The organism is Keratinibaculum paraultunense, assembly GCF_016767175.1.
In the GTDB taxonomy this organism is placed as follows: domain Bacteria; phylum Bacillota; class Clostridia; order Tissierellales; family Tepidimicrobiaceae; genus Keratinibaculum; species Keratinibaculum paraultunense.
Window position 1 is genome coordinate 1,671,283 of record NZ_CP068564.1, and the last position, 23,065, is coordinate 1,694,347.

General features: G+C 32.5%; 28 protein-coding genes. All 28 read right to left on the reverse strand.

Going from position 1 to position 23,065, the window contains the following annotated elements; translation table 11 throughout:
• Position 1: 1 nt before the first annotated feature.
• Complete coding sequence (gene murA / locus JL105_RS08240) at positions 2-1,258, reverse strand: UDP-N-acetylglucosamine 1-carboxyvinyltransferase (RefSeq protein WP_132028094.1); 1,257 nt, start codon at positions 1,256-1,258, stop codon at positions 2-4.
• Positions 1,259-1,276: 18 nt separating this feature from the next.
• On the reverse strand, positions 1,277-2,035 hold the full coding sequence (locus JL105_RS08245; RefSeq protein WP_132028096.1) for a YwmB family TATA-box binding protein: 759 nt from the start codon (positions 2,033-2,035) through the stop codon (positions 1,277-1,279).
• Between the two features lie 158 nt (positions 2,036-2,193).
• The gene (gene atpC / locus JL105_RS08250) at positions 2,194-2,616 is read right to left on the reverse strand and encodes an ATP synthase F1 subunit epsilon (RefSeq protein WP_132028098.1); all 423 of its coding nucleotides are present in this window, start codon (positions 2,614-2,616) and stop codon (positions 2,194-2,196) included.
• A 3-nt stretch (positions 2,617-2,619) separates the two neighbouring features.
• Positions 2,620-4,017 (reverse strand): F0F1 ATP synthase subunit beta, encoded by a 1,398-nt coding sequence (gene atpD, locus JL105_RS08255; RefSeq protein ID WP_132028100.1) that lies wholly within the window; start codon positions 4,015-4,017, stop codon positions 2,620-2,622.
• 19 nt (positions 4,018-4,036) lie between these two features.
• Positions 4,037-4,894, reverse strand: coding sequence for an ATP synthase F1 subunit gamma (gene atpG / locus JL105_RS08260; protein ID WP_132028102.1), 858 nt, complete (start codon positions 4,892-4,894; stop codon positions 4,037-4,039).
• 27 nt (positions 4,895-4,921) lie between these two features.
• Positions 4,922-6,424, reverse strand: a complete 1,503-nt coding sequence (atpA, locus tag JL105_RS08265; RefSeq protein ID WP_132028104.1) for a F0F1 ATP synthase subunit alpha — start codon at positions 6,422-6,424, stop codon at positions 4,922-4,924.
• An 18-nt stretch (positions 6,425-6,442) separates the two neighbouring features.
• Positions 6,443-6,985 carry a F0F1 ATP synthase subunit delta gene (locus tag JL105_RS08270; protein ID WP_132028106.1) on the reverse strand — a complete coding sequence of 181 codons (543 nt, stop codon included), beginning with the start codon at positions 6,983-6,985 and terminating at the stop codon, positions 6,443-6,445.
• A complete protein-coding gene (gene atpF, locus JL105_RS08275; RefSeq protein ID WP_132028108.1) occupies positions 6,973-7,485 on the reverse strand; it encodes a F0F1 ATP synthase subunit B in 513 nt (170 codons plus the stop codon). Before atpF ends, JL105_RS08270 begins: the two co-directional genes overlap by 13 nt.
• Positions 7,486-7,548: 63 nt before the next feature.
• Entirely contained in the window at positions 7,549-7,833 is a 285-nt protein-coding gene (gene atpE / locus JL105_RS08280) for an ATP synthase F0 subunit C (RefSeq protein WP_132028110.1), read from the reverse strand.
• A gap of 29 nt (positions 7,834-7,862) precedes the next feature.
• On the reverse strand, positions 7,863-8,537 hold the full coding sequence (atpB, locus tag JL105_RS08285) for a F0F1 ATP synthase subunit A (RefSeq protein WP_132028112.1): 675 nt from the start codon (positions 8,535-8,537) through the stop codon (positions 7,863-7,865).
• A 69-nt stretch (positions 8,538-8,606) separates the two neighbouring features.
• Positions 8,607-8,990: an ATP synthase subunit I gene (locus tag JL105_RS08290; protein ID WP_158280022.1), complete on the reverse strand. Its 384-nt coding sequence runs from the start codon at positions 8,988-8,990 to the stop codon at positions 8,607-8,609.
• Positions 8,991-9,009: 19 nt separating this feature from the next.
• Positions 9,010-9,222, reverse strand: coding sequence for an AtpZ/AtpI family protein (locus JL105_RS08295; protein WP_132028116.1), 213 nt, complete (start codon positions 9,220-9,222; stop codon positions 9,010-9,012).
• 133 nt (positions 9,223-9,355) lie between these two features.
• On the reverse strand, positions 9,356-10,474 hold the full coding sequence (wecB, locus tag JL105_RS08300) for a non-hydrolyzing UDP-N-acetylglucosamine 2-epimerase (protein WP_132028169.1): 1,119 nt from the start codon (positions 10,472-10,474) through the stop codon (positions 9,356-9,358).
• Positions 10,475-10,484: 10 nt separating this feature from the next.
• Entirely contained in the window at positions 10,485-11,516 is a 1,032-nt protein-coding gene (locus JL105_RS08305; protein ID WP_132028118.1) for a glycosyltransferase family 4 protein, read from the reverse strand.
• A 107-nt stretch (positions 11,517-11,623) separates the two neighbouring features.
• Positions 11,624-12,253: a uracil phosphoribosyltransferase gene (gene upp, locus JL105_RS08310; RefSeq protein ID WP_132028120.1), complete on the reverse strand. Its 630-nt coding sequence runs from the start codon at positions 12,251-12,253 to the stop codon at positions 11,624-11,626.
• A gap of 92 nt (positions 12,254-12,345) precedes the next feature.
• A complete protein-coding gene (rpiB, locus tag JL105_RS08315; protein WP_132028122.1) occupies positions 12,346-12,783 on the reverse strand; it encodes a ribose 5-phosphate isomerase B in 438 nt (145 codons plus the stop codon).
• Positions 12,764-13,231 (reverse strand): low molecular weight protein arginine phosphatase, encoded by a 468-nt coding sequence (locus JL105_RS08320; protein WP_132028124.1) that lies wholly within the window; start codon positions 13,229-13,231, stop codon positions 12,764-12,766. The genes rpiB and JL105_RS08320 overlap by 20 nt, the downstream gene beginning before the upstream one ends.
• Before the next feature lie 10 nt (positions 13,232-13,241).
• Positions 13,242-14,291: an L-threonylcarbamoyladenylate synthase gene (locus JL105_RS08325; RefSeq protein ID WP_420485358.1), complete on the reverse strand. Its 1,050-nt coding sequence runs from the start codon at positions 14,289-14,291 to the stop codon at positions 13,242-13,244.
• A 69-nt stretch (positions 14,292-14,360) separates the two neighbouring features.
• Positions 14,361-15,071, reverse strand: a complete 711-nt coding sequence (locus tag JL105_RS08330) for a ZIP family metal transporter (RefSeq protein ID WP_132028128.1) — start codon at positions 15,069-15,071, stop codon at positions 14,361-14,363.
• A gap of 92 nt (positions 15,072-15,163) precedes the next feature.
• The gene (gene prfA, locus JL105_RS08335) at positions 15,164-16,231 is read right to left on the reverse strand and encodes a peptide chain release factor 1 (RefSeq protein WP_132028130.1); all 1,068 of its coding nucleotides are present in this window, start codon (positions 16,229-16,231) and stop codon (positions 15,164-15,166) included.
• Between the two features lie 28 nt (positions 16,232-16,259).
• Positions 16,260-16,781: a chromate transporter gene (locus JL105_RS08340; RefSeq protein WP_132028132.1), complete on the reverse strand. Its 522-nt coding sequence runs from the start codon at positions 16,779-16,781 to the stop codon at positions 16,260-16,262.
• Positions 16,778-17,320, reverse strand: a complete 543-nt coding sequence (locus JL105_RS08345; RefSeq protein ID WP_132028134.1) for a chromate transporter — start codon at positions 17,318-17,320, stop codon at positions 16,778-16,780. The genes JL105_RS08340 and JL105_RS08345 overlap by 4 nt, the downstream gene beginning before the upstream one ends.
• 18 nt (positions 17,321-17,338) lie before the next feature.
• Positions 17,339-18,199, reverse strand: a complete 861-nt coding sequence (gene prmC, locus JL105_RS08350) for a peptide chain release factor N(5)-glutamine methyltransferase (RefSeq protein WP_132028136.1) — start codon at positions 18,197-18,199, stop codon at positions 17,339-17,341.
• Positions 18,190-19,110 (reverse strand): DUF1385 domain-containing protein, encoded by a 921-nt coding sequence (locus tag JL105_RS08355; protein WP_132028138.1) that lies wholly within the window; start codon positions 19,108-19,110, stop codon positions 18,190-18,192. Before JL105_RS08355 ends, prmC begins: the two co-directional genes overlap by 10 nt.
• Positions 19,111-19,204: 94 nt before the next feature.
• The gene (gene rpmE, locus JL105_RS08360; RefSeq protein WP_132028171.1) at positions 19,205-19,408 is read right to left on the reverse strand and encodes a 50S ribosomal protein L31; all 204 of its coding nucleotides are present in this window, start codon (positions 19,406-19,408) and stop codon (positions 19,205-19,207) included.
• A gap of 92 nt (positions 19,409-19,500) precedes the next feature.
• Positions 19,501-20,862, reverse strand: a complete 1,362-nt coding sequence (gene rho / locus JL105_RS08365; RefSeq protein ID WP_132028140.1) for a transcription termination factor Rho — start codon at positions 20,860-20,862, stop codon at positions 19,501-19,503.
• A 139-nt stretch (positions 20,863-21,001) separates the two neighbouring features.
• Entirely contained in the window at positions 21,002-21,973 is a 972-nt protein-coding gene (glpX, locus tag JL105_RS08370; RefSeq protein WP_132028142.1) for a class II fructose-bisphosphatase, read from the reverse strand.
• A 78-nt stretch (positions 21,974-22,051) separates the two neighbouring features.
• Positions 22,052-23,041 carry a class II fructose-bisphosphatase gene (gene glpX, locus JL105_RS08375; protein ID WP_132028144.1) on the reverse strand — a complete coding sequence of 330 codons (990 nt, stop codon included), beginning with the start codon at positions 23,039-23,041 and terminating at the stop codon, positions 22,052-22,054.
• Between the last annotated feature and the right edge of the window lie 24 nt (positions 23,042-23,065).

Consider the following 23,065-nt stretch of genomic DNA (forward strand, 5'->3'; position numbering starts at 1 on the left):
CCTATTTTTCAACTCTATATATATTCGCTCCTAATCTTTTAAATTTTTCCTCTATCTTTTCATAGCCTCTATCTATATGGTATACATCTCCTATTTCAGTTATTCCATCAGCAACTAACCCTGCCAATACTAATGCTGCTCCTGCCCTTAAATCAGTAGCTTTAACTGGAGCTCCCATAAGGCTATCTACTCCTTGTATAATTGCAGATCTGCCATCTATCTTTATATCTGCACCCATTCTTTTTAATTCGTCTACATGCATAAATCTATTCTCAAATACAGTCTCTATTACAACACTAGTCCCTTCACAAATGGTCATCAATGCCATAAATTGAGCTTGCATGTCTGTAGGAAAACCTGGATAAGGCAATGTTTTAATATCTGTAGCCTTTAGTTTATCCGTTCCCACTACTCTTATGCTATCTCCATTTTCATATACTTTACAACCTACTTCTCTTAATTTTGCAATCACTGGCTTAATATGGTTCGAAATTACATTTTCAACCACCACATCTCCCTTAGTTATAGCACCAGCTACCATAAAAGTTCCAGCTTCTATTCTATCAGGAATTACAGAATGAGTAGCTCCTCCTAATTTTTTTACTCCCTTTATTTTAATAGTACTAGTACCAGCACCTTTAACATCTGCACCTAATTTATTTAAAAAATTAGATAAGTCCACTATTTCTGGTTCCATAGCAGCATTGTCTATTATAGTTTCCCCTTCAGCCATTACTGCTGCCATCATTATATTTTCTGTAGCCCCAACACTGGGAAAATCTAAATATATCCTATCTCCTACTAACCTTTTAGCATAAGCACCAATATTTCCATGATCCACATCTATCTCTGCTCCTAGAGCTTTAAAACCTTTTAAATGCAAATCTATCGGTCTAGTACCAATGGCACATCCTCCTGGTAGAGAAGTTTTAGTTTTTCCCAGGCGGGTCAATAAAGGCCCCATAACCAAAAAAGAAGCTCTCATTTTACTCATAAGTTCATAAGGAGTTTCATAATTATCTATATTTTTTGAATTAATCTTAATTATTCCTTCATCCAAAAATTCTACTTTTGCTCCAAGACATGTCAATACTTCACATATTACATCTACATCCTTCAATCTTGGCACTTCTTCTAATATTATATCTTCTGTCCCCAATAGTGAGGCAGCTAAAATTGGCAATGCAGAATTTTTAGCACCACTTACTCTTACATTTCCTTTCAATGGAGGACTTTTTTCCACCATTATCTTATCCAAGCAAATCCCCTCCTACTTCTAATAGCCAATAGTAATTATAGGTGTTCCTATCCAAATATAACTTTTACCTTCTTCTTCATCATATCTTATTGCAATATTTAAATTCATTTTGTTGCTACCTGTATATATATAATCTTCAATATAAGGAGTATATATTGAAAAACTTAGTATTTCTTGATCCTTATACTTTTCTATTATTTTTCCTTTATAATTTTTAACTCCTTTTAATATCATATTTTCTCTTTCATTTAATTTTAAATTATCATTAAAAGTTCCAACTATACAAGTAGTAATACTTATAGGTTTATCATAGTTATAAAATATTTTTTCTATCTTTTCTATTATATCATTAATTTCAACAAATTGCTCCCTTTTTATTAAATTAATAAATAAAGATGTTTCCTTTATATCTTCATCTTTGTAGGAGGATAATGTAAATGTCAGTTGATTTTTGTCATTATCGTAACCTTGAACTATTAATTGAATAAATCCTTTTTCTTCTACCCATTCCTCCCAATAATTTTGTTCATCCAAATTATTAATCTCTAATTCTTCAATTATTCCATCTCCAATATGTTTTAAATCCTCTTTCCCTACAAAATCCTCTATAATAACACCACCTATATCCACATCTCCTTCTACAAAATTTCCTCCTAAATCCCTAAGGATCTCCATTAATAGATTTTCTTCTTCTATATTTCCCTTAGATAGGCTAACTATTGGAATAGACAAAAAAATTACAATTCCCAACAATATCAAACATTTAAACTTTTTCATACCCTTCCCTCCAACTTAAAATTTTTAAAATTGTTTATCATATCAAGGAAGGGCATTATGATAAAAATGTAAAGGGGGACAAAACATTTTTATCATAAAAAAAGTACCCTTTCCTTATGATAAAAGTATTGCCAAGAAAGGGTACTTTTTATACCTTATTATTTAAATTTACCATCGTCAAATTTTTTTAAATTTGCCACTTCTAACCTATTTAGTGCTCGCTTTAAAGCTAATTCAGCCCTAGCTATATCTAAACCTTCAGGCATTTCTTTTAACCGCTTTTCTGCTCTTAATTTTGCTTCTTTAGCTCTTTCTACATCTATCTCTTCAGGCCATTCAGCAGCATCAGTAATAATAGTAGTTTCTTCCTTAGTTACACTTAAATACCCATTTGTAACTGCTGCAATTCTTTCTTTATCACCTTCAAGTATCCTAATTTTCCCAATGGCTAAAGGTGTAACAATTGGAGCTCTGTTTTTTAATACAGCCAAATCTCCTTCTATTCCCCGAACTATTACTCTATCCACTTCTCCAGAAAAAAATTCCCTATCAGGAGCTACTATCTTTAACATAAAACCCATGAATTATCCCTCCATCTTCTTAGCTTTTTCCAATACTTCATCGATGGTTCCTACCATAAAAAAGGCTTGCTCAGGGACATCATCATGTTTTCCTTCTAATATCTCTTTAAAACCTCTTACAGTTTCATTAATAGGTACATATCTCCCTTTCATTCCTGTAAATTGTTCTGCTACAAAGAATGGTTGAGATAAAAATCTTTGAATCTTCCTTGCTCTAGAAACTGTCAACTTATCTTCATCCGAAAGCTCATCTATTCCTAATATAGCTATTATATCCTGTAGGTCTTTATATCTTTGTAATACTTCTTGTACACCTCTAGCTACTTCATAATGCTCCTCACCTACTACTTCTGGATCTAAAATCCTTGAAGTTGAATCTAGTGGATCTACCGCTGGATATATACCTAGTTCAGCTATTTGCCTTGATAATACTGTAGTAGCATCTAAGTGTGCAAATGTAGTAGCTGGTGCTGGGTCTGTTAAGTCATCAGCAGGTACATATACAGCTTGCACTGAAGTTATGGAACCTTTCTTTGTAGAGGTAATCCTCTCTTGAAGTGCACCCATTTCTGTTGCCAATGTAGGCTGATAACCTACTGCTGAAGGCATCCTACCTAAAAGAGCCGAAACTTCTGAACCAGCTTGGGTAAATCTAAATATATTATCGATGAATAATAATACATCTTGCCCCTCTACATCTCTAAAATATTCTGCCATAGTAAGTCCTGTAAGTCCAACTCTCATTCTTGATCCTGGTGGCTCATTCATCTGCCCAAATACTAGAGTAGTTTTATCTATAACTCCTGATTCAATCATTTCGTAGTAAAGGTCATTCCCTTCTCTGGTTCTTTCTCCTACTCCTGCAAATACAGAAATACCACCGTGTTGAATTGCTATATTATTTATAAGCTCCATTATCAAAACAGTTTTACCTACTCCAGCTCCTCCAAATAATCCTATCTTTCCACCTTTTGAATAAGGTGCAATTAAATCTACTACTTTGATACCCGTTTCAAATATTTCTCTTGAAGTTTCTTGTTCTTCAAAAGATGGTGCAGGTCTGTGAATAGGTAATGTTTGTTTTGCTTTTACTTCTCCTTTTTCATCTATAGGTTCACCTAATACATTAAATAGTCTGCCCAAAGTCTCCTTTCCAACAGGTACTGTTATAGGTTTCCCTGTATCAACTGCTTCCATACCTCTTATAAGACCATCTGTAGTACCCATTGCTACACATCTAACGGTATTATCACCAATGTGTTGGGCTACTTCTACAACTAATCTTTCCCCATGATTATCTATTTCAATAGCATTTAATAGCTCTGGTAAATTTTCATCACTAAATCTAATATCCACTACGGGGCCTATTATCTGGACTATTTTTCCTATGTTCTTTTTCATATCTCCACTCCTTTCTCCATTATTTAAGAGCTTCAGCACCTGAAACTATCTCCGAAATTTCTGCAGTTATAGCTGCTTGACGAGCTCTATTATAGCTTAATTCTAGCTCTTCTATCATCTCTTCTGCATTATCCGTTGCTGATTCCATAGCTGTTCGCCTAGCTCCTTGTTGACTGCTAGATGATTCTATTAATGCCCCATATATTACAGATTCAATATATTTTGGAATCAAATAGTCTAATACTTCTTCTGGAGAAGGCTCAAACTCTATTACAGTTCCTTTTTTACTAACACCTTCTCTTATTGCTTCACTAGGAAGCAATTTCAATTTTTTTACCTTTTGTGAAATGGTAGTAATAAATTCAGTATAAACCATATATACTTCATCTATTTCTTCCTTTTCAAACATATCCATTACTATTTTACCTATATCCTGTGCGTGAGAAAAATCAGGCTCTTCTGTCATACCTACAAATTCACCTGCTATTTTATATCCTCTTCTTTTAAAATATTCTCTACCCTTTAATCCAACTGTTATTAGATAAATATTATCTTTTTTATTTCTAATATTTTCTTCTGCTTTCCTAATAACATTAGAATTGAATCCTCCTGCTAAACCTCTATCAGCAGTTATAACTATATATAAGGAATTTTTCACATCTCTTACATCTAAATAAGGATGCTTAATATTTCCTGTTTCTCTTAAAACCTGTTTTATATTATCATATATTGTATTATAATATGGTCTAGACTTTGCCATCTTTTCCCTTGCTTTTTTAAGCTTTGCTGAAGATACCAATTCCATAGCCTTAGTTATCTGCTTAGTGTTGGATATTCCTCGTATCCGTCTTTTAATATCCCGTGTTGTTTCAGCCAATTAATCCACCCCCAATTTTAGGGAATATTAAATACTCTTTTTAAATTCTTCAATAGCTTCTATTATTTTCTGTTCTGTCTCTTCTGTTAAATCCTTGGTTTCCTTTATAGATTCAACTATTTCAGGATAATTATTATCTACAAAGTTTAAAAAATCTCCTTCAAATTGGCTAATTTCATCTACTGGTATATCAGTTAAATATTTATTTAGTGCCACATATAGTATTATAACTTGATGTTCCACACTTACTGGTCTATATTGAGGTTGCTTTAATATCTCCATTATTCTTTCCCCTTGAGCTAACCTTTCCCTAGTATCTTTATCCAATTCTGAACCAAATTGAGCAAAAGCTGCTAAATCCCTATATTGGGCTAATTCCAATTTTAAACTTCCTGCTACTTTCTTCATAGCCTCAATTTGAGCAGCACCTCCAACCCTAGATACAGAAAGTCCAGTATTTATAGCTGGTCTTTGCCCTGCAAAAAATAGGTCAGTTTCTAAAAATATTTGCCCGTCAGTTATAGATATAACATTGGTTGGAATGTATGCTGAAATATCTCCTGCTAATGTTTCTACAATAGGAAGAGCTGTAATGCTTCCTCCTCCATATTTTTCATCTAATTTTGCTGACCTCTCCAATAATCTTGAGTGAAGATAGAATACATCCCCTGGATAAGCTTCTCTTCCAGGTGGTCGCCTTAACAACAAGGACATAGCTCTATAAGCTATAGCGTGTTTAGATAAATCATCATACACAATAAGTACATCCTTGCCTTGATCCATAAATTCTTCCCCCATGCTCACTCCAGCATAAGGCGCAATATATTGTAATGGTGCTAACTCACTAGCTGTAGCTGAAACTACAATTGTATAATCCATAGCACCTTCTTTTTCAAACACATCTACTATTTGAGCCACTGTAGATTGTTTTTGTCCAATGGCTACATATATACATATAACATCTTGATCCTTTTGATTTATTATAGTATCCACTGCTATAGCAGTTTTACCTGTTTGCCTATCTCCAATTATAAGTTCCCTTTGCCCACGACCTATAGGGAACATGGAGTCAATAGCTTTTATCCCAGTCTGTAAAGGTTGATCTACAGATTTCCTAGTAATAACCCCTGGAGCTATTCTTTCAATAGGTCTAAATTTTTTAGCATTTATAGGTCCTTTACCATCTATAGGTTGCCCTAAGGCATTTACTACTCTACCTATCATTACATCCCCAACAGGGACTTCTACTATCCTATCAGTTTTTTTAACTATATCTCCTTCTTTTATACCTTTATCAGGACCTAATAGCACACAACCTACATTATCTTCTTCTAAATTTAGTGCCATTCCATATACTTCTCCAGGAAATTCAATTAATTCTCCAGCCATACATCTTTCTAGTCCATGAACTCTTGCAATACCATCTCCTACTTGGATGACAGTACCTACATCTACCATATCAAGCTTTTTTTCGTATCTTTTTATCTGTTCTTTTATAACAGAACTAATTTCTTCTGGTCTTAACGCCATTTTATCACCCCAGCTTTCCTATAATGATACGTTCTTTATAACTTTTTCCATTGATTCTAACTGCCCTTTTATGGTTCCATCTATGATTTTGTTTTCTATTCTTAGTAGTACTCCTCCTATTATATCTTTATCTACAACATTTCTTAAGTTTATTGTTTTATTCATTTTGTTGCCAAGTATTACTTTTAATCTATCTTGTGCCTTTTTGTCCATAGGTACCGCTGTTATAGCAGTAACTTCTAAAATATTTTCATGTTCATTAAACAACTTTTTAAACTCATTAGATATACTCATAAAATAGCTTTCACGTCTTTTATCTATTATGACATATAAAAAGTTTATCATCTCTTGACATACCATTTTCCCAAATACATTTGATACAAAATCCTTTTTTTCATTCTTTGAAATTTTTGGATGGGATAATATATCTTGAATTTGTGGCTCCATATCCAATGTATGAACTATAATTTCAAGATCCTTTTTAAATTCATCCAATTTATTTAATTCCAAACCAGCTTCAAATAGAGCATAGGCATATCTATTACTTATTAATTTTGCCATTCTTTTGTACCTACCTCATCTACAAATTTGTTTATTAAATCCTGTTGTTTTGCCATATCTATATTCTCTTTTATTACTTTTGATGCAATTAAAACTGCCATATCTCCTGCCTTCATCTGTACATCCAAAATAGCTTTTTCTTTTTCTACTTGTATTTCCTTTTTTGCCTTCTCTATTATATTATTTGCTTCTTCTTTTGCTTCAATTATAATGCTTTCTCTAACTTCTTCTCCTCGTTTTCTGCCTTGCTCTATTATCTCTTGAGATTCCTTCTTAGCTTCTAGTATTTTAGTTTCATATTCTTTTTTTAAAGCTAATGCTTCTTCCTTAGAGGCTTTTGCATCATCTATATTTTTTTGTATATTTTCACGTCTTTTTTCCAATGCTTCTGAAACTGGTTTATATAATAATTTCCCAAGTATAAGTAATAGCACTAAGAATGCTAACAGGACTAAGATCATAGAAACGAAATCTGGTATGACTCTTACTTGTATATCCATTATGAAACCTCCTTTTCATAAGGCTTTTTTAAATTAGGAGCCCTGAGGGCCCCTTGGATGTAATTATAATCCTAGATTTAAATATGCTGTTAATAGTGGTCTAACAAATAGTAGTATTATAGCTATTATTAAGCCATATATACCAGTTGTCTCTGCTACTGCCTGACCTAAAAGCATAGTCCTAACAATATCAGCTTGTGCTTCTGGTTGTCTTCCTACTGCTTCTGCTCCTCTACCTGCTGCATGACCTTGCCCAATTCCAGGTCCTATACCTGCTATCATAGCAAGACCTGCTCCTATTGCTGAACATCCTAATATAAAAGCTTCACTAGTTATTCCTTGTAACATTTTATTTCCTCCTTCCAAATTTTAAAAGATTAATCTAAATTTCCACCTATAAACACCATGGTTAACATGGTGAATATAAAACTTTGTAATACACCTGAAAATATATCAAAATAAGCATGAGGTAGTGGTGCAACTAATGGTGCAAAAAATCCTACTGCATTATAAATTAATGTCATAAGTAGTGTTCCAGCCATTACATTTCCAAACAAACGGAAAGATAGAGATACAGGATTAGCTATTTCACCTATAACATTAAGTGGTGTTAAAAGAGCTATAGGTTCAGTAAATCCTTTTAAATACCCTACAAAACCATTGTTCTTAAGCCCAAAGAATTGGGTTAATGTAAATGTTATTAAAGCCAATGTAAGGGTTACACTATAATCTGATGTTGGTGGTGTAAAACCTATTAAACCAATTAAATTAGCAAATAACAAAAATGTCATGAGGGTAAATATATAGGGTCCAAAACTTTTTATATGCTTCTTACCCATAGTATCTTTAACTAAATTGTTTATAATCTCTACATACATCTCAATCACATTTAAGAAATTTGAAGGCTTTTCATCTACCTTTAATTTTTTCACTTTACTATTTACAATTAAAGCAAATATAAATAATACAATAACTATGAGCCATACATTTACAACAGTTTCTGGTATGACAAATGTTTTCCCAAACATATTTACTACAAACTCAATTGTCAAATTTTTCTCAACCTCCTTTCAAATTCCCATAATTAATATTATAACAAATTTCTTAAAAGTGATTAAGCATTATTTAAATTTATTTTTAAGTTGATCAACAACTGCCATAGACAAAATAACAATTTTTATCATAAAAAGCCCTAAAACTATTGTCAAAATACTTAAATAATCAGCCAATACACCTACAGTTAAAACTATTGCATATATAAGATATCTTATCATATATTGTTTTACTGAATATCCATATGCCTTTGATGGTTCCATAGTTACAGCTTTTTCTATAGATTTTTCCATAAGTTTAAAGGTTAGTATATTAACACTTACTCCAAATATATATCCTAATACAAAGGGCTCTGGATTCTTTATTCCAATAATTATTATTCCAATAATTATAAAACTTAGTATAATAGTTCGTTTTATTATAGTATCTACTATATTTTCGTCGTTAAACATCATCTCACTTCCTGTGATATTACTTTTTATCTATAAGCTTAAATAAATTTAAAAAACCAGCTCCTGCACCTATAAGTATAAATATCAATTTAAATATCATATCCTTATTAAGCTTCTTATCCAATAAATCACCTAAATAAACACCCAATAATATAGGAGCTATAATAGATAAACCTACTTGAGTTATAAAAACTAAATTTTTGTACATATTTTTGTTTTTCTTCTTGCTCAAATTAAACACTCCTACAATGTAATATAAATACAATAACATATTATAAAAACATACATAAATATAAATATATATAATAACATACAATATTGCAAATATTTTTTATGCCTGTTGCATTTTAAGCATAATTTTAATTTTATTTACTATACTTATAATTTTGGGATATTATATCTACAATTCTCTCTGATGCTTTCCCATCTCCATAGGGATTTACTGCATTAGCCATTTTATGGTATTCTTCTTCATTGGATAATAAAATATCTAATTCCCTATAAACATTATCATATTGAGTACCTACTAATTTTGCAGTACCTGCTTCTATTCCCTCAGGTCTTTCAGTCTCTTCCCTTATTACCAGTACTGGTTTTCCTAAGCTAGGGGCTTCCTCTTGAAGTCCTCCTGAATCTGTAACTACTAAATAGGATCTAGCCATTAGGTTTGTAAACGGTTCATAGTCCAAGGGTTCTATTATATGTACTCTCTCTTGATTATCAAATACTCTATGTGCTATATCTCTAACTTTAGGATTTAAATGAATGGGAAATATCAATTCCACATCAGAATATTTGTTAACTATATCCCTTACAGCAGAAAATATATCTTCCATAGGCTTTCCAATATTTTCCCTTCTATGGGAGGTTAAAAGTATCACCCTTTTATTTTTATAATCTATACTGTTTAATTTTGAATCTTTAAATTCATAGTCCTCTTTTACTACATAGTTAAGGGCATCTATAACAGTATTTCCTGTGATAAATATCCTATCATCAGGATAACCTTCCCTTAATAAATTTTGTCTATTGTTCTCTGTAGGTGCGAAATGAAAATCAGTTAGAACACCTGTAAGTCTTCTATTAGCTTCTTCAGGGTAGGGGGAATATAGATTTCCTGATCGAAGTCCTGCTTCCACATGCCCTATTTTTACCTTTTGATAAAAAGCTGCCAAAGCTCCAGAAAACACCGTAGTGGTATCTCCTTGAACCAGTAATACATCAGGATTTGTTTCTATTATTACCCTTTCTAATCCTTCCAATGCTCTTGTCGTTATTTCCGTTAAAGTTTGTCCTGGTTTAAATATATTTAAATCATAATCTGGCTCTATATCAAATATATTTAACACTTGATCTAACATCTCTCTGTGTTGAGCTGTTATACATATGATATTTTCAATCCCTTCAGTTTTCTCCATTACTTTTATTATAGGAGCCATCTTAATTCCTTCAGGTCTTGTCCCAAATACAGTCAATACTTTAATATTGCTCATCTTATTCCTCCTTTTTAGAATTATAAAGTCCCATTTTTCCTGCTAATAATATTGTTATAATAAACACTACTATGGACATTATAACAGCCCTTTTACTATTGGTCTTAGCTATTAATCCTGCACATATTCCAAATATGGCACTAATTCCATATAATATAAGCACAGTTTTTTTCTGAGAATATCCCATTTTAAGCAGTCTATGATGAAGATGCCCCTTGTCTGCTTCTGCTATTGATTTACCATTTAATAATCTTCTAAATATGGCAAAGGTAGTATCAAATATAGGAACTCCTAAAATTATAATAGGAACTACTACTGCAATGGTAGCTACCGATTTCATAACTCCTTCTATAGATAAACTTGCCAACATAAATCCTAAAAACAATGCCCCTGTATCACCCATAAATATACTAGCTGGGTTAAAATTATAAGGTAAAAATCCTAAACAACTGCCAGCTATTATGGAAGAAATTATCATTACCGGTACATAATTAAACTTTCCAGCTACAAACAAAAAGGATAAACTAGCTATCATAGCTACTCCTGCAGCTAATCCATCTAATCCATCTATTAAATTTAATGTGTTGGTAATTCCTACTACCCAAAATATAGTTATGGGTATGGAAAAAACACCTAGTTCTATCAATTTAGTAGTTTTGGTGAATGGATTAGTTATTGCATCTATTTTAACATCTCCAATAATCAATACAATAGCTGCCACTATTTGAAATACCAATTTCATCTTAGGACTTAAATCCTTTATATCATCTATTATTCCTGAAACACATATAATACTTCCTCCAATTAAAATAGAGATGAGAGTCTTATTTAAGGGAAGGAATATCAGCGAAGTGATAATAACCGATATATATATAGCTAAGCCTCCCATTAAAGGCATAGGCTTTTTATGTACTCTTCTTTCATCTTTAGGAACATCCATTGCACCAAGTTTTACTGCTATTTTTTTGACTACTGGAGTCATGGATAATGATAAAGCTAATGATATAATAAATGGCATAATAATATACTCCATTCTATTTCGCTCCTTTTATAGTATTCTTATAAAATTTTATATTAGAATAGCGAATAAGTCAATAATTTATGAATACTAAAAATAGAGCGACCTATAGCCGCCCTAATCTATTTAGTTCCAAATAATCTGTCTCCTGCATCTCCTAAGCCTGGAACTATATAAGCATCTTCATTTAATTTTTCATCTATACTTGCAACATATATATCTACATCTGGGTGAGCTTTTTGTACTGCATCTATTCCTTCCGGAGCTGCAATTAAACAAACTAGTTTTATAGAATTACAACCTTTTTCCTTCAAAAAATCTATAGCTGCTGTTGCTGAACCTCCTGTGGCTAACATTGGATCTAATAATATTAATTCCCTTTCTTCAATATCATAGGGTAGTTTACAGTAATATTCTACTGGCTTTAATGTTTCTGGATCTCTGTATAGTCCTATATGACCAACTTTAGCAGCAGGAAGTATACTAAGCATTCCATCTACCATGCCTAATCCAGCTCTTAATATAGGTATTAGTCCTAATTTCTTTCCTGAAATTATCTGTCCTTTTGTGGTAGTTATAGGAGTTTCTATTTCTATTTCCTCCAGCGGTAAATCTCTAGTCACTTCATATGCCATTAGCATGGACACTTCTTTTACCAACTCTCTAAATTCTTTAGAACCTGTATTCTTGTCCCTAATAAATGTAAGTTTATGTTTAATTAGTGGATGATCTAAAACTATAACTTTCCCCATGTATAAGACTCCTTTCCTATTAGAAATACGGGATATACCCAAAGATTATTCTATTTCAATTGTTTCTACATCCTGTGTGATTATATCATAAATTAAGATTCTATATTAGAAATTTTATTTATTCTTCTTTCATGCCTTCCCCCTTGAAATTCTGCCTTTAGCCAAGTGGACACTATTTCAAGGGCTAAATCCTTTCCTATAACTCTTCCGCCTAATGCTAAAATGTTTGCATCATTATGTTCTCTGCTCATTCTTGCTGAGTAAGTATCGCTACATAAAGCACATCTAATTCCAGCTACTTTATTACATGTGATAGATATTCCTATTCCAGTGCCACATATGGCTATACCTCTATCTACTTCTCCTGATACTACTCCTTTAGCTAATTTAAGACCATAATCAGGATAATCAACTGAATCTAGAGAATTAGTGCCATAATCTATATACTCAATGTTTTTTTTATCCAAATATTCCTTTATATACTCTTTAAGTTCATAACCCCCATGATCACTACTTATGCCTATTTTCATTGGTAAATCCTCCCTTTTTTATTATTTCTTCTAATGCCTTTTTAATATCCTCCTTGGTCTTTCTATATACATCTACACTTTTCCCAAAGGGATCTAATACATCCTCTTCTATTCCATAGGCATATTCCTTCAATGTAAATACCTTTCCTTTTAAAAAATCATATTTAGAAAGCAGTGTTTCCTTATGAGATTTAGTCATAGTAAGAATTAAATCTGCATCTTCAACCAAATCTTCATAAATTATATTAGCTTTATGATTACTTATATCTATACCTTCTTCTTTTAATACCTCTACAGCTTCCTCTGAGGCTCTTTGACCATCTAATGTAAATATTCCTGCTGATTTTACCTCTAAATTTAAGCCTTTTTTCTTAGCCATATCATCCAATAGACCTTGAGCCATTGGACTTCTACATGTATTACCAGTACAAACAAAAAGTATATTCATATCTCTCTCCTCATACCCTTATAATATTTCCCCCAGCAGCTTTTTTCATCCTATTCATAATAGCCTTACCTATCCCTTGAGAGTCTACACCTTCTGCTAATATTATATCCACCCCTTTTTCATCAAATTTCCTCAAGGTACTAAATAAATTTCTAGCTATAGCCTCTTTGTTCTTTCTAGTGCCTAAAGACAATATAATACCTTTATTATACTTAGATTTAGTTTCGTCTGTAGCCATAATTCCTACTTTTTTCCCTAATTCTATATATTTATTGGCATATTCATCTATTGCATTAACTATATTATCTAAATTGCCTATAAATAAGTACATTTCTCCCTTTGGTGCATAATGTTTATATTTTTGTCCTGGAGATTTAGGCACAATATTTTCATCATCCTTTATAATACTTAAATCCTCCTCTACATAAGGAAGTATCTCTCTCAATTGTTCTAATGTTACCCCACCTGGTCTAAGTATTAAAGGTTTATCTCCTGACATATCTAGTACTGTAGATTCTACTCCTATGCCTGTTTTTCCTCCATCTATTATCATATGGATTTTCCCATATAAATCCTCTTTCACATGACTTGCTAATGTAGGACTAGGCTTTCCAGAAGTATTAGCACTAGGAGCAGCTATAGGCACATCACTAGCTTTAATTAATGCTAAAGCTACTGGGTGATTGGGCATCCTTATAGCCACTGTATCCAATCCTGCAGTAATACAATCAGGAACCAATTTACTTCTTTTAAACAATAAAGTTAGTGGTCCTGGCCAAAATTTTTCCATCAATTCTTCAGCTTCTTTGGAAATAAATTCTACCAATGGAGACACTTGATCTTTTTCTGCTACATGAAGTATCAAAGGATTATCCTGAGGTCGTCCTTTTGCTATAAATATTTTTTTAACTGCTTTTTCATCTAATCCATTGGCTCCTAATCCATATACAGTCTCCGTTGGAAAGGCCACTAAACCACCAGATTTAATTATATCAGCTCCTTTTTTTATTAAAGCTTTTTCTGGATTCTGTTTATTTACTTTGATTATAATAGTTTCTATCTTGTCCATAATTATCCTTCTTTTCTACTTTTATTTTCTCCTTATTATTATACATTACTTTGACTGTTTTTAAAAATATAATATCATTCCCACAATAAACCCCAATACAAATCCTATAGAGGAACCTCTCCCCTTGTGATAACTTTTTGCATTGGGTATTATTTCATCACATATTATATAAAGCATAGTACCTCCTGCAAAAGCTAAACAAATAGAAATAAGCATATTGGAAAACATTCCCACCCAAGCCCCTATAAAAGCTCCTATCCCTGTAGGAATTCCAATAAGCATGGTATATAGCATAAGTTTATTAGGAGTAACTTTGTTTATCTTAAGAGGAATAGCTAGTGCTAATCCTTCTGGTATATTATGTAAAAGCATTGCAACGGAAAGCATTGGTGCTAAATCTGACATAGTTAGAAAACTAGAACCTAATGCTAGTCCTTCTGGAAAATTATGAACCGCTATACTTATAGCTAAAATAAAACTAGATTTCATATTAGGGCTTTTAAATAACCTATTTATATTATTTTCAACCAATATTATAAGCCCTATACCTAACGCTATTCCCAATATGCTAAAATACAATCCTCCTAAAATAAATGATTCAGGCAGTAGATGAAATGTTACTATAAATAACATGAATCCACCAGTTAATCCTAATAAAAAACTTAATACTCTATGGCTTTCCTTTATAAATACAGAGATTAAACCTCCTATACCTGTTCCTACCATGCCTACAATAATTCCACACATTGTTATAATTCCTATCTCTTTCATATCCTCACCCTTTCTAATTTATTATTATTCCAAGGGTGAAGATATAAGAACTAGCATGAAATAAGACAAGGAAATTATCCTTGCCTTTTATATTAACCTACTTGTTTTAGTTTTTCAGCTTGATCAACAGTTATTAAAGCGTCTATTATTTCATCCAAATCTCCGTCTAAGAAATTTTCCAATCTATGAATTGTTTTATTAATTCTGTGATCTGTAACTCTCCCTTGAGGGAAATTATAAGTTCTAATTCTTTCAGATCTATCTCCAGTTCCTACTTGAGATCTTCTTGCCTCGGCTATTTCATCATGTTGTTCACTTAATACTTTGTCATATAATCTAGTTTTTAATATCTTCATTGCCTTATCCTTATTTTTATGTTGTGATTTTTCGTCTTGGCAAGATACCACTATCCCTGTAGGAATATGAGTTATCCTTACAGCAGAGTCAGTGGTATTTACATGCTGCCCACCTTTTCCTGAGGAACGGAATACATCTATCCTTAAATCATTAGGATTTATCTCTATGTCTATATCTTCTGCTTCAGGCAATACTGCTACTGTAGCTGTAGAAGTGTGAATTCTACCTCCAGATTCAGTAGTAGGCACTCTTTGAACCCTATGAACTCCTGATTCATATTTTAATCTACTATAAGCACCTTTACCCTTTATCATAAATATAACTTCTTTAAATCCTCCCACTTCCTGTTCATTACTACTCATAATCTCTATTTTCCAACCTCGTTTTTCTGCATACATGCTATACATTCTAAATAAATCTCCTGCAAATAATCCTGCTTCATCTCCTCCTGCACCAGCTCGTATTTCAACTATAACATTCTTCTCATCATTTGGATCTTTAGGTATAAGGAGTACCTTAAGTTCTTCTTCTAATTTTAATGTAGTTTCTTCTAATTCTGATATTTCATTTTTTAAAAGTTCTTTCATCTCATCATCTGCAGTTTCCTGTAGCATCTCCTTATCCTCTTTAAGGATCTTTTGTGCCTTTGTATATTCTCTATACTTAAATACTATAGGTTCTATTTCTGCATGTTCTTTTACCAATCTCTGCCATTCTTCTGTATTTTCTATTATTTTGGGATTTATTATCTTAAGACTTAATTCCTTATATTTATTTTCTAAAAAAGATAATTTTTCTAACATCCATATGCCTCCTTTCATCGTCTAATAATTAATATATTATCATACCCACTATACCAGCAGCAACTATTGCAATAATAGGATGCAAATTTTTAAATGAAACTAAACAAAATATTACAATTCCTATAATTAATCCTTTTATATCTATTATAGCATCTCTAAACACAGTTAAAGCTGCAGCAGTTACCAAACCTAATACTACTGGTCTTATTCCTCTAAAAGCATAATCCACATATGGAGATTTTCTAAATTTTGATAAGAAATGAGCTATTATAAGAATTATAATAACTGATGGTAGCACCACTCCCACTGTAGCTGCAATTGATCCTAATACTCCTGCCACCTTATATCCTACAAAAGTAGCAGAATTTACAGCTACTGGTCCTGGAGTCATCTCCACTATTGCTAATATATCTATAAATTCTTTTACTGTAAACCATCCATGAACCTCTATTATTTCTTTTTTTATCAATGGTAGCATTGCATACCCGCCACCAAATGTAAAAGCACCAATTTTGAAAAATGATAAAAATAATTTTAATATATTATTCATATGTTTTTCTCCTTATGGTTAAAGTAAAAAATAGCACCAATGGCTGATACCAATATTACAATTATAGGACTTATATCAAATACCACTATGGCTAAAACTGTAATAGCAGCTATTATCAATTTATATATATCCAACTTAGTACTTTTCCCTAATTTATATACTGCAGAAAATATCAAAGCAGCTACTGCAGGTCTTATCCCTAAAAACATCTTATCTATTATGGGGTTTTCTCTATATTGCCAAAAGAATTTGACTATGAGTAATATAATTGTAAAAGAAGGTAAAACTGTACCCAATGTGGAAATTATAGCTCCTTTTATTCCACAAAGCTTATAACCTACATAAGTGCTAGTATTAACTGCCACTGGTCCAGGAGTAACTTCTGCAACTGCCAATATATCCATAAACTCCTCTGGATCTAACCAATTATTTTTTTCCACTACTTCATCCTGTATAAGGGGGAGCATTGCATATCCACCACCAATGGTGAACGCACCAATTTTAAAAAAAGTGATAAAAAGTTTAAACAATAGTTTCACAAGGGGTCCCCTCCTCTACTATTTAGTCCCTAATACTACCCTATCTAATCCTTGTAAATCCTTCAATATCTCAATATCCTTAAATTCTTCTTTAACAAACATATCCTTTACTGCTTTTTCTTGATTGTACCCTATTTCAAGTATCAATAAGCCTTGGGGACATAGATAATCCTTTGATTTTGGAATTATCTTTCTAAAATAATCCAGTCCATCTTCTCCTCCAGATAGGGCTTCTATAGGTTCATATTCTTTTACTTCCCTTTGCAGCTTTTTTATTTCTTCATCAGAAATATATGGAGGATTGGAAGCAATTATATGAAATTTTCCTTCCATTCCCAATCCCTCTATTCCATGAAACAAATCTCCTTTATACAATTTCACATTGTTAAGATTAAATCTATCTTTATTTATACAAGCTACTTTCATTGGAATATCCCCTACATCTACTCCATATACATTTACATTTTTGCGATAATATGCCACAGAAAGTGCTATAGCACCACTTCCAAAGCCTAAATCCAGTAAATTTATAGGCCTTTTATCATATTTTTCATCAATAAATGTAAGGAGGTATTCCACTAAAATTTCTGTATCTGGTCTAGGAATTAAAACCCCTTCCTCTATATAAAAATCCAGCCCCATAAATTCCTTTTCATTAAGTATATATTGAATAGGATATCCTGTGGCCCTTTTTTCCATCAATTTTATAAATTCCTGTTCAATTTCAGGTTCAACTTCCTTTTCTCCATGGATATATATATAAACTTTATCAACTTTTAACAGTTTAGCAAGTACCAATACAGCTTCTAGATGGGGATTTCCATATTCCATTTCTCCTATTATATTTACCCCTTTTTTCAATAGACTATTTATGTCCATAAGTCATCTTCCTTGTTCTCCGTAAGCACTGCCTTCAATGCTTCAATGGCTACTTCAATTTGCACTTCATCAGGTTCCTTAGTAGTGGCTATCTTTTGTAATATAAGACCAGGATAGGATATATAATAAGCTAACTTAGAATTACTCTTTCCAATTAATCTGTTTATTTCATAGGAAATACCTGCAACTACAGGTAACATGAGTATTCTAATTAAAATCCTCTTTAAAGGATTAGGCCATCCAAAAAATGAAAACACAAATATACTAACTATCATTACCATAAACAAAAAACTAGTGCCACATCTAGGATGAAGGGTAGGATATTTTTTTACATTTTCTACTGTTAGCTCTTCTCCATTTTCATAACAATGGATGGTTTTATGTTCAGCTCCATGGTATTCAAATACTCTACCTACATCTTCCATTTTAGATACACTTATTACATATATGAGAAATATACCTATGCGAACCAATCCCTCTAACAAATTCATTGCAAAAGAGGATTTAACAGTTTTACTAAATATATTGGTAATTAAACTAGGTAAAAGTACAAATAATACAATAGTTAAAATCAATGCAATTAACAAAGTGAAAACTATTTCTGCATCTTTCTTTTTTTCTTCCTCTTCAAAGGACTCGTCAAAAAACTCAGCAGAATACATTAAGGCTTCAATTCCAAATATCAATGATTCAATTAAACTTACTATTCCCCTTATAAAAGGAAGTCTAAAAAACTTATACCTCATCCCTAATGTATTTAACTTTTCCTTTTTAAGCACTATCTCGCCATTTTCTTGTCTTACTGCAATGGCTACATCCTCTGGTCCACGCATCAATATTCCTTCAATTAAAGCTTGCCCACCAATGGTAGTTATATGTTTGGGGACCCTTTTTATATCCTTTATTTTCATATTTAAAACCCCTTTCTAGGATAGTGAGATTCTATCCCACACAAAAATAAAGGTTAGATGCCCCTTTCGCAACTAACCTAATTTTATAAAGAAATTAGTCTTCAATACCATATTTCTTCTTGAATTTTTCTACACGACCACCACGTTCAGCAAATTTTTGACGTCCTGTAAAAAATGGATGACATTTAGAGCATATTTCTACCCTTAATTCCTTCTTAGTTGAACCTGTTGTAAAAGTATTTCCACACGCACAATGCACTACAGCTTCATAATATTCTGGATGAATTCCTTTTTTCATTTCTTTCACCTCTCTTTACTACAAATATATAAAATACACTAATATACATATTTTGACTAACTAATTATAGCATAAAGCAAAAATTTTTTCAACTAAATCCAAATTTTATCTCTCATTTCTTCTATGAAAATTTGGTTGTTTTTGGTTCTCATTAAATTTTCAATTAAAATTTCTGTTACCTCTTGAGTAGGTGCATTACTTAGTGCTTTTCTTATACTCCAAATAGTTTCTAATTCTTTTTGAGTAAGGAGTAGCTCTTCCTTTCTAGTTCCTGAACGATTTATGTCCACAGCAGGGAATATCCTTTTTTCCGATAATTTCCTATCCAAATGAATTTCCATATTTCCTGTACCCTTAAATTCTTCAAATATAACTTCGTCCATTCTACTACCAGTTTCCACTAAAGCTGTAGCCAAAATAGTAAGGCTTCCTCCCTCTTCTAAATTTCTAGCTGCACCAAAGAATCTTTTAGGTCTATGAAGGGCACCTGGATCTAAACCACCAGATAAAGTTCTCCCTGTGGCAGGAATAGTCAAATTATAAGCTCTAGCTAGACGAGTAATACTATCTAAAAGCACCACAACATCCTTTCCATGTTCCACTAACCTTTTAGCTCTTTCTAGTACTATCTCAGCTACCTTAGTATGATGAATAGGAAGTTCATCAAATGTAGAATAAACCACATCACCTTTTACAGATCTTTGCATATCCGTTACCTCTTCAGGTCTTTCATCTATCAAAAGCACTATTATCTCAATCTCTGGATGATTTTCGGATATAGCATTGGCAATATTTTTAAGAAGAGTGGTTTTGCCCGCTTTAGGTGGGGACACTATCATTCCCCTCTGTCCTTTACCAATCGGTGCTATTAAATCAATAATTCTAGTTGAAAGATTTGTAGGAACTGTCTCTAGTTTTATCCTCTCCCGAGGATATATAGGAGTTAAACTATCAAAATCTGGTCTATCAACACAAGTTTCTGGATCAAGATCGTTTACTTTTTTCACATAAAGAAGAGCTCTATACTTTTCACCAGATTTAGGCTCCCTAGTTATACCAAATACCTTATCTCCTGTCTTAAGCCTAAACCTACGTATCTGGGAAGGGGATACATAGATGTCATTATCTCCTGATAAATAATTATCACATCTTAAGAAACCATATCCATCTTGATGAACATCTAAAATCCCTTCAGCACCATTTATATTATCCATCTGTTCAATTTCTTCGCTTACCTTTTCAGGTAATTTATCCATATCTATATCTTCAATATCTATCGTTTGATTATTCTGTTCATTAACTTCTACATCCTCTTTTTCTCCTCTTTTAGCTTCTTGTAAAATCAAATCTATTAATTCTTTTTTTCTATATTTAGTAATTGATTTTATCCCTAAGGTCTTAGCAATAACTCTTAGATCAGCTAATTTCTTGTTTTCTAAAATACTCGGGTCCAAATATTGTCACCTCCAAAAAATTAAAATTTATCTTATGTTTTTATTTCCTTATTATAGGTATGGTATTTAAAGATAGGCTTAAGCGGATTAGTAATTTAAATAAAATAATATCATTATAGTATTAAATAGTCAAATCTTATTATTTTGCATACTCAGGTTTTTTATCCAATCTATGTATAGCCTCTATAAATCTAATGGTACCTGTTTCTGCTCTCATTACAACAGAACTAGTTTTTGCCCTATTGTTTTCATAATATACTACTCCTTTTAAAAGCTCCCCATTGGAAATTCCTGTGGCAGCAAACAATATTTCATTTCCTTTAGCCAAATCGTCTATGGTTAATATTCTTTTTATATCATTAAGCCCCATATCCTTACATCTAATTTTTTCCTCATCATTCATAGGGTATAGCCTTCCTTGGAACTCCCCTTCCATACATTTTAAAGCTGCTGCTGCCAATACCCCTTCTGGAGCTCCACCTATTCCCAAAAGCATATCCACTCCTAAATCTTCGAAACAAGTGGCTATAGCTGCTGCTACATCACCATCTTGAAATAATTTAATTCTTGCCCCAACTCTTCTTACTTCACGAATCAATTCTTCGTGTCTCGGTCTATCTAGCATAGTTACAGTAATATCAGATATGGGCTTATTCAATGCCTCTGAAAGATTATGTAGATTTTCTTCCACAGATAAATCCAAGCTCACTTTTCCTTTAGCCTTAGGTCCTACTGCAATCTTATTCATATACATATCTGGTGCATGTAGAAGGCAACCTCTAGGTGCTACTGCTACGACAGAAATAGCATTGGGTAATCCTTTCGCTACAGCATTAGTTCCATCTAAAGGATCTACTGCTATATCTACTTTTATGGAATTTTCTGTTGCTTTCCCAATTTGTTCTCCAATATATAACATAGGTGCTTCATCCATTTCTCCTTCACCTATAACCACTACTCCATCAATGGTCAAAGTGTCAAACATTCTTCTCATACCATTCACTGCTGCTTGATCTGCCATGTTTTTATCCCCTCGTCCAAGATAACGAGCGGATTGTAAAGCTGCAGCCTCTGTCACCCGAACTAAATTTAATGCTAAATTTCTATCCATATAAATCCCTCCATAATTAATATTTATTGTATATAGTATATGCTATTGGGAATTTATATGTCAATTAGTATCACACATTTAACTATGCTTTTTTAATAACTTTCTTAGTATATCATTTTTATCTAATTTATGTCTAGCTTCTATAAATCTTATAGTTCCTGTTTTAGATCTCATAACCACAGAATGAGTCTTTGCTAAATTATCGCCATAATATACTACACCCTTTAAAAGATCTCCATCGGATATGCCAGTAGCTGCAAAGAATATATCATTTCCTTTAGCTAAATCATCCATTGTAAGTAGTTTATCCAATTTTTCCTCTGTCCATCCCATATCGGCACATCTTATTCTTTCCTTTTCACTCATAGGGTATAGTCTTCCTTGAAAATCTCCACCCATACATTTTAAAGCTGCTGCTGCAATAACTCCTTCTGGAGCTCCACCTATTCCCATCAATATATCTACTCCTGTATCCTCAAAAGCTGTAGCAATGGCTGCAGCCACATCTCCCTCGCCAAACATTTTAATCCTTGCTCCTACTCTTCTAACTTCCTCTATAATACCTTTATGTCTTTCTCTATCCTGTATTATAACTGTTAAATCTGATATGTTTTTATTAAGTGCATTGGCTACATTTTTAAGATTTTGTTCAATTGGTGCATCTATGTCTATTTTTCCTGCTGCTTTAGGTCCTACAGCTATTTTTTTCATATAAGTGTCAGGAGCGTTTAAAAGGCATCCTTTAGGTGCCATAGCTATAACTGAAATAGCATTGGGAAGTCCCTTTGCTACCAATTCAGTGCCATCTAAAGGATCCACTGCTATATCTGCTTCCACATTCATTCCTCTACCTATCTCTTCTCCAATATATAACATAGGAGCTTCGTCTAGTTCTCCTTCTCCTATAACTACTCTACCTTTAGTATTGACTAAAGCAAATGCAGACCTCATACCGTCTACTGCTGCTTGATCTGCTCCTACTGCATCACCTCTACCCATATATCTACCTGAAGCTAACGCAGCAATTTCTGTTACTCTCACTAATGACAAAGCTAAGTCTCTATCCATAGTATCTCTCCTTCATTTGTAAAT

What these genes read in the sequence shown, in the direction of transcription:
- JL105_RS08340 (WP_132028132.1), bottom strand. Translation starts at nt 16,781, where the DNA reads ATGAATAATATATTAAAATTATTTTTATCATTTTTCAAAATTGGTGCT.
- atpF (WP_132028108.1), bottom strand. Translation starts at nt 7,485, where the DNA reads ATGGATATACAAGTAAGAGTCATACCAGATTTCGTTTCTATGATCTTA.
- glpX (WP_132028144.1), bottom strand. Translation starts at nt 23,041, where the DNA reads ATGGATAGAGACTTAGCTTTGTCATTAGTGAGAGTAACAGAAATTGCT.
- rpmE (WP_132028171.1), bottom strand. Translation starts at nt 19,408, where the DNA reads ATGAAAAAAGGAATTCATCCAGAATATTATGAAGCTGTAGTGCATTGT.
- JL105_RS08245 (WP_132028096.1), bottom strand. Translation starts at nt 2,035, where the DNA reads ATGAAAAAGTTTAAATGTTTGATATTGTTGGGAATTGTAATTTTTTTG.
- JL105_RS08290 (WP_158280022.1), bottom strand. Translation starts at nt 8,990, where the DNA reads ATGTTTAACGACGAAAATATAGTAGATACTATAATAAAACGAACTATT.
- atpA (WP_132028104.1), bottom strand. Translation starts at nt 6,424, where the DNA reads ATGGCGTTAAGACCAGAAGAAATTAGTTCTGTTATAAAAGAACAGATA.
- upp (WP_132028120.1), bottom strand. Translation starts at nt 12,253, where the DNA reads ATGGGGAAAGTTATAGTTTTAGATCATCCACTAATTAAACATAAACTT.
- prmC (WP_132028136.1), bottom strand. Translation starts at nt 18,199, where the DNA reads ATGGACATAAATAGTCTATTGAAAAAAGGGGTAAATATAATAGGAGAA.
- JL105_RS08305 (WP_132028118.1), bottom strand. Translation starts at nt 11,516, where the DNA reads ATGGAGTATATTATTATGCCATTTATTATATCATTAGCTTTATCATTA.
- JL105_RS08355 (WP_132028138.1), bottom strand. Translation starts at nt 19,110, where the DNA reads ATGAAAATAAAGGATATAAAAAGGGTCCCCAAACATATAACTACCATT.
- atpC (WP_132028098.1), bottom strand. Translation starts at nt 2,616, where the DNA reads ATGGGTTTTATGTTAAAGATAGTAGCTCCTGATAGGGAATTTTTTTCT.
- JL105_RS08330 (WP_132028128.1), bottom strand. Translation starts at nt 15,071, where the DNA reads ATGAAAGAGATAGGAATTATAACAATGTGTGGAATTATTGTAGGCATG.
- prfA (WP_132028130.1), bottom strand. Translation starts at nt 16,231, where the DNA reads ATGTTAGAAAAATTATCTTTTTTAGAAAATAAATATAAGGAATTAAGT.
- rpiB (WP_132028122.1), bottom strand. Translation starts at nt 12,783, where the DNA reads ATGAAAATAGGCATAAGTAGTGATCATGGGGGTTATGAACTTAAAGAG.
- JL105_RS08270 (WP_132028106.1), bottom strand. Translation starts at nt 6,985, where the DNA reads ATGGCAAAATTAATAAGTAATAGATATGCCTATGCTCTATTTGAAGCT.
- atpE (WP_132028110.1), bottom strand. Translation starts at nt 7,833, where the DNA reads ATGTTACAAGGAATAACTAGTGAAGCTTTTATATTAGGATGTTCAGCA.
- glpX (WP_132028142.1), bottom strand. Translation starts at nt 21,973, where the DNA reads ATGGATAGAAATTTAGCATTAAATTTAGTTCGGGTGACAGAGGCTGCA.
- JL105_RS08320 (WP_132028124.1), bottom strand. Translation starts at nt 13,231, where the DNA reads ATGAATATACTTTTTGTTTGTACTGGTAATACATGTAGAAGTCCAATG.
- atpD (WP_132028100.1), bottom strand. Translation starts at nt 4,017, where the DNA reads ATGAAAAAGAACATAGGAAAAATAGTCCAGATAATAGGCCCCGTAGTG.